This window comes from Streptomyces sp. NPDC091387, assembly GCF_044756945.1.
GTDB lineage: Bacteria > Actinomycetota > Actinomycetes > Streptomycetales > Streptomycetaceae > Streptomyces.
Window position 1 is genome coordinate 102,027 of the sequence record NZ_JBIVTZ010000002.1, and the last position, 9,039, is coordinate 111,065.

The following is a 9,039-nucleotide window of genomic DNA, read 5'->3' on the forward strand; positions in this document are numbered from 1 at the left end:
CGGGAGTGGGGTCCCGCGCAGGAACGTGCGGGAACCTGCGTTCTCCCGACGCTGCCTGCGCGGCGTGATCTGCCCGACCTGATCGATCGTGCTCCGGATTATCGGAAGGCAGCAGACTTAATCGTCGTGGAGCGCTTTATCGCAGCGATTGAGGCCGGCGGTCGGTGTGCCTATTTCGCCTCGACAAGCAGGCCGGGTGGGGGAATTTCTCAGCTGCTCGCTCTGTGCTTGTGCGAGTGCCTGCGCACCCACGCCGCGTACGCAGTCCGTGCACCGCCGCGCCGTCGCCCGCCGTGACGCGCTCACCGCGACCTCCGCCTCCCGCAGGAACGCGCGGCCGACCGCGGTGGGCACCAGGCCGGCCGGGGTGCGGGTGAACAGTTGGACGCCGAGGTCCCGCTCCAGGCTCCGGATCTGCTGGGACACCGACGGTTGGGCGACGTGCAGCCGCTCCGCGGCCGCCGTCACCGAGCCCTCCTCGGCGATGGCAAGGGCGTACTCGAACTGACGGAGGCTCATCGGCTCGTACTCTCCTCGGCCGGCACGGTGGCCCATGCGGTCCGGATCGGCAGGCCGTCGCGTTCCGACCTCCGCGGATTCAGGGTGAACATGCCGGTGCCGGTGCCGGTGCCGGTGCCGGTACCGGCGATCGGGCGTTCCGGAGGGCTGGGCACATCGGTGCGACTGGGCGACATGAAAGTGCCTCCTTCCGCCGGACGTCGTGGTTACAGAGGATGAGGATGTCCCCTGCAATAAGTCGTGCACCGTGGGAAGGATTCCCCATGGGTGGATCCGTCTCGTATATGCGGTTGCGGGCATATAGCTGGTGTCGTATATTCGTCTGGTGAGTACTCCGGCAAGTGACGTCATCGCCGTACTCGCCGAGCCCAACCGTCGGCGCATACTCGACCTCCTCAAGGACGGCGAGCGGCCCGTTGGCGAGCTGGTCGACGAGCTGGGGCTGACGCAGCCGGCCGTCTCCAAGCACCTGCGCACTCTGCGCGATGCCGGACTGGTCGAGGCCAGGGTCGACGCCCAGCGGCGGCTGTACCGGATACGCCCGGAGCCGCTGGCCGAGCTCGATGCGTGGCTCGCCTCCTACCGCAGCCTGTGGAGCGCGAGCCTGGACCGCCTGGGCCGGCATCTGGAGGAAGGAGCATCATGAACACCCCCACAGGACCCATGGGACCCGCAGACCCGGCCGAAGCCACGCTGAGCACGGGCGGCGCCCGGCCGGTTCTGCGCTTCGAGCGCGTTCTGGCCCGGCCTCCCGAGGCGGTCTGGCGGGCGATCACCGACCGCGAGGAACTCAAGGCGTGGTTTCCGTCCGAGGTCATCGCCGACGCCTGGGAGCCCGGCGCCAAGATCAGCTTCCCGTTCCCCGGGACCGACATGACCCTCACCGGCACTGTTCTGGAAGCGGAGGCGCCCCACACGCTCGCCTACACCTGGGGTGAGGAAACCCTCCGCTTCACCCTGACGCCGGAGCCGGACGGCCGCACCCGCCTGGTGTTCACCGACGAGACGCCCCCGGGCATCGCTGCCCGCAACGCGGCCGGCTGGCAGATGTGCCTCGGCCACCTCGCTGGTGAAACCGTCGCCGCCGATGCCTGGAAGAGCCACTTCGACCGCTACACCGCCGCGTTCGAACCGGCCCTCGGTCCGCAGCAAGGCCCCCCGGCCGGCAGCTGAGGACACGGCGAGACCCGCCGGACATCCCCACGCCGCTACAAGGGCCCCCGCTCGGTGGTGCGCCGGTCCGCAACTCCCGGAATCGGGTGAAATCGCCCGCGCGGGCCAGGCTCCAGCGGGCGAAGGCACGCTGGGATCCGCTCGACGTGTTCCACCATCCGCTCGCGGTCCAGCGGCCCGCACACCGACCTGCGCGACCAGCCGTGCCGGCCCTCCCGCCCGCCCGGACCGGCACGGCTACAACGCGTCGCCGAAGACCTCGGCCAGCTCACGCCATTCGGCCCGGGGCAGCCCGGCGCTGCCCTCGTCCGCGGTGATCACCTGCAGGGCGACGTGATCGGCGCCGGCATCCAGGTACTGCTGGGTCCGCGCCTTCACCTGCTCGGCGTCGCCCAGGGCGAAGAGGGCGTCCAGCAGACGGACGCTGCCGCCGCCCTCGAAGTCGCTCTCCAGGAACCCCAGGCGCAGCAGGTTGTCCGTGTAGTTGGGCAGCTGGAGATACCTTCCCAGCATGGTCCGCGCGGTGGTGCGGGCCCGGTCGGGGTCGGTGTCGAGCACGACGGAGAGCTCCGGGGCGAGCAGCGCGTCGGGGCCGAGCGCCTCGCGCGCCTCCGCCGTGTGCTCGGCGGTGACGAGGTAGGGGTGCGCGCCCAGCGCCCTGTCGGCGGCCAGCCTCAGCATCTTCGGGCCGAGCGCCGCGAGAACCCGATGCCCGGAGTCCACGGGCGGGGTGGCGGCGTCCAGTGCGTCGAGGTACGCGGCCATCGCGCTGTACGGCTTCGCGTACTGCGGCACCATCGGGCCGTGGCTGACGCCCAGGCCGAGGACGAACCGCCCGCGCGCCTGCGCGTCGATCTCCGCGATCCGCGCCGCCACGTCCTGCGCCGTGTGGTCCCAGATGCTCAGGATGCCGGTGGCGACGGTGGCCTTGCGGGTGGCGGCGACGATCGCCGCGGCGTCGTCGGGCGAGGGGCTGCCGCCGATCCAGAGCGTGCCGTACCCCAGGTCTTCGAGCTCGGCGACGGCTTCCGCGATGGCTCGCCCGCCCGCGTCGTCCGTCCGCGACCCGTGCAGGGCGCTGCTCCAGATTCCGACCCGTCCGAATGCCTCACGCGTCTCAGAAGTCATGCAGTGGCCAACAGCGACCCGCGCCCGCTATTCCCGGCCGGGCCGGTATTCACCCGAGCGCACGCGGGACGGTGGGCACGGGTGCTGCGTGCACCCCCTGGCCCATACTCGCCGCATGGACGTCGTCGAGATCCTTGAGGCCGCCGCGCTGCTCGTGCCCGAGGACGTGGCCACCAGCAACGACTTCACGGCCTCCGACGTCTGGGACGACCTCGCGCACGACGAGTGGGAGGCGGCGCTCTGCGTGCTGCAGGAGTCGGCCGACGGATGGACCGCGCCGGCGAATTTCTGGGAGCGGCTGGGGCGTGCGGCGGAGATGCTGGGGTTCGAACGGAGCCGCGAGTGGTGCCGGTGGCGGGATACCGAGACGCGCACGGGCCTGGTGGTCCGGGCCGACCTCGTACTCCGCCCGGCGGGCGAGACGTTCCGGCGCACGCCGATTCCGGGTGCCGGGGTACTGCGACCGATGTGGGGCATCGGCAACCGGCGACGCGACGGAGAACCCGAAGGGGACATCGCCCGGGTATGGGTCGAGTTCGCCCCCGAGCTCCGGCCCGGTGACCGGGCCCCCGTACGGCTCCTGCCCCTGGACCCGAGCCGGTGGCGCCACCTGGTCCCCGGGGACCGGATCACGCTGTACGAGTGTGCAGAGGCGGGCGGGACCGCGACGGTCCTGGAGCCACGGCCGCCCGCCTGACCGTCCGGGCCGGTCGGCTGTGCCGCCCGTCGAGACCGCCGCCCACCGCCGGGTTCAGCCCTCCTGCGGGGGTTCCACCCGCGCCAGCCACGCGGTCAGGAGCGGCTCCAGGGCCGCCGCCTCGTCCCCGGTCAGCGCGTCCAGGAGGCGGCGTTCGTTGCGCATGTGCTCCGTGAACGCCTGGTCGATCAGCTCCCGGCCCGCGTCGGTGAGGGCGACCACCCGGCCCCGGCCGTCGCCGGCCGCGCGGCGGCGGGTGACCAGGCCGGCGCGCTCCAGACGGTCGATGCGCTTGGTCATCGCACCGGTGGTGACCATGGTGTGCGTCGCCAGCTCCCCGGGGGCCCGCTCGAACGGCGTACCGGCCCGCCGCAGAGCGGCCAGTACGTCGAACTCGCCCTCGCTCAGGCCGAATCGCCGGTACACCACGCAGAGCTCCTCCGTGAGCAGCCCGCCGAGCCGGTGCAGCCGTCCGATCACGCCCTGCGGGCTCACATCGAGGTCCGGGCGTTCGCGGTGCCACTCCGCCTGGATGCGCGCGACGTGGTCCAGGGGCTGAGGGGTGGGGGCGGCGGGGGAATCGGGGGAGGAATCCTGCATGGCTTCACTATAGCTTCCGTGGAAGGCATAATAATTTCCATGGAAGCTGCATTGCGATGGGTGCTGATCACGGCGGTCGCGCCGGTGGCCTGGGGCACCACCTACTACGTCACCCACACCTACCTGCCGGCGGAGACCCCGCTGTACGGTGCCACGGTCAGGGCCCTCCCCGCCGGACTGCTGCTCCTGGCCGTCCGGCGGGAGCTGCCCCGCGGCTCCTGGTGGTGGAAGGCCGCGGTCCTCGGCGTCCTCAACATGGGCGGGTTCTTCGCCCTCGTCTACGTCGCCGCGCAACTGCTCCCGACCAGCACCGCCTCGACGATCATGGCGGCCTCGCCGGTGGCGATGATGCTGATCGCCTGGGCACTGGTCGCGGAACGGCCGGGCCTGCTGCCCCTGCTCGGCGCCGCCGCGGGAATCGCCGGGGTGTGCCTCATGTTGCTGACCGGTTCGGTCTCCGTCGACGCCCGCGGAGTGCTGGCCTCGGTCGCCGCCATGCTGATGTCGTCCCTCGGCTACATCCTCGTCAAGCGCTGGGGCGCCGGTGCCGACGTGCTCGCCTCGACCTCCTGGCAGCTGATCGCCGGTGGCCTCCTGCTGCTGCCCCTCGCCGCCGTGGTGGAGGGCGCGCCGCCCGCGCTCGACGGGCCGGCCGTCCTCGCGTTCGGGTACGTCGCGGTGGTGGCGACCGCGGTCGCGTTCGCCGCCTGGTTCACGGGCCTGCGCCATCTGCCCGCCGCGACCGTCGGCCTGGTCGGCCTGCTCAACCCGGTGACCGGGGTACTGCTCGGCACCCTGATCGCCGGGGAGTCGCTCACCCTCAGGCAGGTGTGCGGCCTCGTCCTGGTGCTGGGCGGAATTCTCCTCGGCCGCCCGACGGCCCGCCGGCCGGACGAGGCGCGCCCCTCCGGAGCCGGGCGACCCGCAGGCCCCACCGGGGCCGGCCGCCCCCCGGAGTCCGCCGGGGCGCCCGGATCGTCTACGGCTGGGTAACCCTCAACTCCCGTACGCCCGCGGGCTCGTCCGCATCCGCGGAGCGGACCGTCACCCGCACCTCGCGGGCCACCGCGCCCGCCCGGTACGGCTCCCAGTGTTCCCCGTCGGCCGAGGTCTCCAGCCGGTGGGCGGCGGGGCGTACGTCCGTCCACTCCGGCACGACCGCCGTCACCGCCGCCGTCCGCCCCAGATCCACGGTCAGCGTGCCCGTCGCCCCGTCAGGGGACCAGGCCGTCGCCGTACTGCCGTCCACCGCCGCCGCCGCGTACAGGCCGGGGGACTCCGAGGTCGCCGTCGCCGGGCGGCAACGGGACGCGTCGGTGGTCGGGGTGAGGTCGGGGCGGCGGGTCGGCAGGGTGAGCACGGTGGACAGCAGACGCGGGCCGGCGGGCGTGTCCAGGGTGAACGGGGCACCCGAGGTCAGCCGGACCTCCGTCGTCCGGGGGCCGATCGCGATGTCGTACGTGCGCCCCTGATGGCGCAGGCCCGTCAGCGTGACCCCTTCGCGCAGCTGCGGCGGCAGCATCGGGTCCAGCCGTACTCCGTCCTCCCGCAGCCGCAACCCCGTCAGTCCGTGCGTGAACACCTGGAGGAAGCCGCCCTTCCCGGTGAGGAAGTCCTCGGCGGGGAACCCGGACAGGGGATCCTGCGCGCCCGACTTCGCGCCCCGCGCCTCGCTGAAGAGGGCGTACGGACCGCGCAGATACGGGCGCACGGCACGCTGGAGATAGGTGTACGTGGCGCAGCCGGGCTCCCCGATCGTGGCCGCGTCGATCGCGTGGACCGAATCCGTCATCGCCGGGCCGTCCGGATCGGTGTGAGCCGCGTAGTAGTCGAGCGTCGCGGCCGCCGCACCCGGTTCCATCGGCCACTCCAGCGGGTAGATCAGCAGCACGGTGTCGGCCTGTTTGATCGTCGAGCCGTCGTAGCCCGCGTACTGGAGGAAGAGCTTGCGCTTCGGGTCGTACGGGATGCGCAGACTGTCCGCGACCTTGATCCACTCGGCCGGAGCGGGGTGGCCGAGGAGCTGCGCCGCGCGGGTGGCGTTGCGCAGGGCGGTGGCGGCGACGGCGTTGGTGAACACCCCGTCGGTGACGCCGTTGCTGTACTCGTCCGGGCCCGCCACCTCCTTCAAGGAAGTGCTTCCGTCGTCGTTCGCGGTGGCGCGCGAGACCCAGAAGTCCGCGATCCCCCGCAGGAGTTGCCAGCCGTGACCGGCCAGCCAGTCGCGGTCGCCGGTGGCCAGGTAGTACTGCCAGACGGCCAGGGAGACATCGCCCTGGAGGTGGTTCTGCGTGACGCAGTGCGGCGGATTCCAGCTCTGGCACTCCGACCAGAGGTTGCCCTCGCTCGCGCTCGTCCAGGGGTAGAACAGCCCCTTGAACCCCAGCTTCTCGGCGTTGGCACGGGCCTGGTCACGGGTGCGGTAGCGGTACTCGACCACCGAACGGGCCAGCTCGGGGCGGGTGGCGAGCAGCCCGGGGTACATCCAGGTCTCGGCGTCCCAGAACACCATGCCCGCGTAGTTGTCGCTGGTCAGCCCGGCCGGGGCGATGCTGTCGCGGGAACCGGTGCGGGTGGACGCGAGGAGCCCGTACTGCGCGGAGCGCAGCCACTTCTGGAGGTCGGGGCTGCCCGGCACCAGGACGTCCGCGGCCCAGTCCCGGCGCCAGACGGCGGCGTTCTCGGCGAGGACGGCGGACCAGCCGAGCCGCGCAGCGCGCCGGGACGCCTCGCGCGCGGTGGTGCGCGGGGCGCGCGAGGTGAGCGTGGTGTCGACCCCGACGTACTTCTCGAACGTGTACGTGCGCCCGGCGCTCACCCGGGACGGGTTCGCGTTCCCGGCGACCGGGGGCGTGGTGCCGGTGGTTCGGCCCGTGATGCCGGAGTCCCGGCGCATCGTCTGCACGATCGCGCCGGCCGTTCCGGTGCCCCGCGTGCGGAACGTCCCGTCGTCGTCGAGTGCGATCCGGCGTGCGCCGCGCGGGTCGAGCCGGCCGGTGACGGTCGCCGTGCCGCTCCAGTGCGGGGTCATCCGCAGCCGTACGGCGCCGGTGTGCACGGAGGCGCGGTCGGTCAGCACCTCGTACGTCAGGTCGGTCGCGCGGCCGTCGGCGGTCGTCCAGCGCAACGACGTGCGCACGAGTCCGCAGCGCAGGAACACCGTCTGGCGGTACCGGGAGATCCGGCCCGCCGGGGTGGCGGAGCCGTACGTCTCGTCGCCCACGCGCACATCGAGGGTGGTCCAGCTCGGCAGCGCGGCGGCCACCTCGCGGCCGGCCGACAGGTCGGGGTCGCGGCCGAACAGCCCGGAGACGAAGGCCCCGTCGTAGCGCGGGGTGAACAGCGGCCAGCCGGTCGTCTCGCCCGTCTCCGCGTATCCGGCGCCGGCGGCGGGGACGCGGTGGCCCAGGTAGCCGTTCCCGACGTAGGGGTCGTAGCCCGCGGCCTCGCCGAACGTGGTGGACGTCGGGGCCCAGGCGGGATCGGTGTCGCGGCCGCAGGCCACGTCGGGAGCGGGACCGGCGGCAGCGGGCGCGGCCTGGTGGGGGGTGGCGTAGGAGACGGGCGGCAAGGGCGCGATCAGCGCGCATGCGACCAGTGACGTGAGGAGAGAGATGCGCGAGAGGCTCACGGTACGAACGTAGGGAACGGAACCGGCACGGCGGCGCGCGGCGCGCGGGTGAACGGCTGATGAGGCAGCCGGCCGAACCAGGATCCGGCAGCAAGCGGTGTGCCCCAGGGCACGGGAGTGGCCCGGCTCAGGCCGCGAGCCCCGTCTTGAGGCCCGCGCCGCACAGCGGTACGACGACGCTGCGGTCCGTCCAGCCACCGACCGCGGCCCAGCAGGCGACGCCTGTCGTCTCCACGTAGAAGCCGCGGGCCGCCAGATCCCGCTGTGCGTCCCGGATCTGATCCTCGGTCACGGTCAGGAAGGTGCCGCCCGACTCGCGCACCGCCGCCAGGATCGCCCGCGCCCGCGGCGGACGCGGAATGGCGATGCCCTCGGCGAGGGTGGGGGAGACGGCGCCGGGCGGGGTGTCGGGGAGTACGTCCGCCCCGGCGTGGAAGGCGGCGGCCAACGGGGAGACGGCCTCGGCCTGCACGGCGATCAGGGCCGGAACGGTGTCGATCAGGCCCTGGGCACGGAGCTCCGCGACGGCCAGCGCCGCGCCGAGGAGCAGGGTGCCGTTGCCGACGGGTACGGCCATCGCGTCGGGGAGCCTGCCGCCGAGGTCCTCCCACAGCTCGTACACGTAGGTCTTCGTGCCGTGCAGGAAGTACGGGTTGAAGACGTGCGAGGCGTAGAAGGTGCCGGGTGCGTCGGCGGCGGCCCGGGCGGCCAGGGCGGTCGACTCGCGGTCCCCGGGGACGATGTCCAACCGGGCTCCATGGGCCCGGATCTGCTCGGTCTTCTTCGGGGACGTGCCCTCGGGGACGTACACGGTGCAGGGCAGCCCGGCGCGGGCGCAGTAGGCGGCGACGGCGGTGCCCGCGTTGCCGCTGCTGTCGGCCACCACGCGCTCGGGTGCGAGACGGCGGGCCAGTTCGGCGAGCATCACCGCGCCGCGGTCCTTGAAGGAGAGCGTCGGCATGAGGAAGTCGAGTTTGGCCGAGACCGTGCCGGTGAGCGGCACGAGTGGGGTGCGGCCCTCGCCCAGGGTGGTCGTGGGCGACGCGAGCGGCAGCACCTCCTCGTAGCGCCAGAGGGAGTTGACCCGGCCGGACAGGGTCGCGGGACGGAGGGGCCCCGAGACCTCGAAGTCGAGGTCCCAGGGGCCGCGGCAGACCGGGCAGCACCAGGTCAGCGAAGCGACGTCGGCACGGGTTCCGTCCTGCGGGCAGCGGTATGCGGTGGCCATGGCAGCCAGCATGTCAGCAGGAGGGCGGGAGCCCGGGACCGGTGACAGGGGCCCGGGGTGGCC

At 73.0% G+C, this 9,039-nt stretch carries 10 protein-coding genes and 1 pseudogene; 5 read left to right on the forward strand and 6 right to left on the reverse strand.

Features of this window, described 5'->3' with window-relative positions:
* Positions 1–279: 279 nt before the first annotated feature.
* A pseudogene (locus ACIQM0_RS04745) lies at positions 280–519 on the reverse strand (LysR family transcriptional regulator); the annotation flags it as partial.
* A complete protein-coding gene (locus tag ACIQM0_RS04750; RefSeq protein WP_401283566.1) occupies positions 516–695 on the reverse strand; it encodes a hypothetical protein in 180 nt (59 codons plus the stop codon). The gene ACIQM0_RS04750 and the pseudogene ACIQM0_RS04745, both read right to left, overlap by 4 nt.
* A gap of 149 nt (positions 696–844) precedes the next feature.
* Here ACIQM0_RS04750 and ACIQM0_RS04755 point away from each other — a divergent pair, with 149 nt between their 5' ends.
* The 3 genes from ACIQM0_RS04755 (at position 845) to ACIQM0_RS04765 (ending at position 2,009) form a co-directional block, all read left to right on the forward strand.
* Positions 845–1,165, forward strand: coding sequence for an ArsR/SmtB family transcription factor (locus tag ACIQM0_RS04755; protein ID WP_385027284.1), 321 nt, complete (start codon positions 845–847; stop codon positions 1,163–1,165).
* The gene (locus tag ACIQM0_RS04760) at positions 1,162–1,692 is read left to right on the forward strand and encodes an SRPBCC domain-containing protein (protein ID WP_401283568.1); all 531 of its coding nucleotides are present in this window, start codon (positions 1,162–1,164) and stop codon (positions 1,690–1,692) included. The genes ACIQM0_RS04755 and ACIQM0_RS04760 overlap by 4 nt, the downstream gene beginning before the upstream one ends.
* An 86-nt stretch (positions 1,693–1,778) precedes the next feature.
* Entirely contained in the window at positions 1,779–2,009 is a 231-nt protein-coding gene (locus ACIQM0_RS04765) for a BBE domain-containing protein (protein ID WP_401283570.1), read from the forward strand.
* On the opposite strand, the gene ACIQM0_RS04770 is transcribed toward ACIQM0_RS04765, so the two are convergent.
* Complete coding sequence (locus ACIQM0_RS04770; protein WP_401283572.1) at positions 1,930–2,820, reverse strand: LLM class F420-dependent oxidoreductase; 891 nt, start codon at positions 2,818–2,820, stop codon at positions 1,930–1,932. The genes ACIQM0_RS04765 and ACIQM0_RS04770 overlap by 80 nt on opposite strands.
* A 115-nt stretch (positions 2,821–2,935) precedes the next feature.
* Here ACIQM0_RS04770 and ACIQM0_RS04775 point away from each other — a divergent pair, with 115 nt between their 5' ends.
* The gene (locus ACIQM0_RS04775) at positions 2,936–3,517 is read left to right on the forward strand and encodes a hypothetical protein (RefSeq protein WP_401283573.1); all 582 of its coding nucleotides are present in this window, start codon (positions 2,936–2,938) and stop codon (positions 3,515–3,517) included.
* Positions 3,518–3,571: 54 nt separating this feature from the next.
* Here the strand turns inward: ACIQM0_RS04775 and ACIQM0_RS04780 are convergent, their stop codons facing one another.
* Entirely contained in the window at positions 3,572–4,117 is a 546-nt protein-coding gene (locus ACIQM0_RS04780) for a MarR family winged helix-turn-helix transcriptional regulator (RefSeq protein WP_401283575.1), read from the reverse strand.
* A gap of 39 nt (positions 4,118–4,156) precedes the next feature.
* Between ACIQM0_RS04780 and ACIQM0_RS04785 the strand changes: the two genes are divergently transcribed.
* A complete protein-coding gene (locus tag ACIQM0_RS04785; protein WP_401283577.1) occupies positions 4,157–5,110 on the forward strand; it encodes a DMT family transporter in 954 nt (317 codons plus the stop codon).
* On the opposite strand, the gene ACIQM0_RS04790 is transcribed toward ACIQM0_RS04785, so the two are convergent.
* Both ACIQM0_RS04790 and ACIQM0_RS04795 read right to left on the reverse strand, forming a co-directional pair.
* Positions 5,097–7,748, reverse strand: a complete 2,652-nt coding sequence (locus ACIQM0_RS04790; protein ID WP_401283579.1) for a discoidin domain-containing protein — start codon at positions 7,746–7,748, stop codon at positions 5,097–5,099. The two genes, ACIQM0_RS04785 and ACIQM0_RS04790, sit on opposite strands and share 14 nt — an antisense overlap.
* Positions 7,749–7,875: 127 nt before the next feature.
* On the reverse strand, positions 7,876–8,988 hold the full coding sequence (locus tag ACIQM0_RS04795) for a threonine synthase (protein WP_401283580.1): 1,113 nt from the start codon (positions 8,986–8,988) through the stop codon (positions 7,876–7,878).
* Between the last annotated feature and the right edge of the window lie 51 nt (positions 8,989–9,039).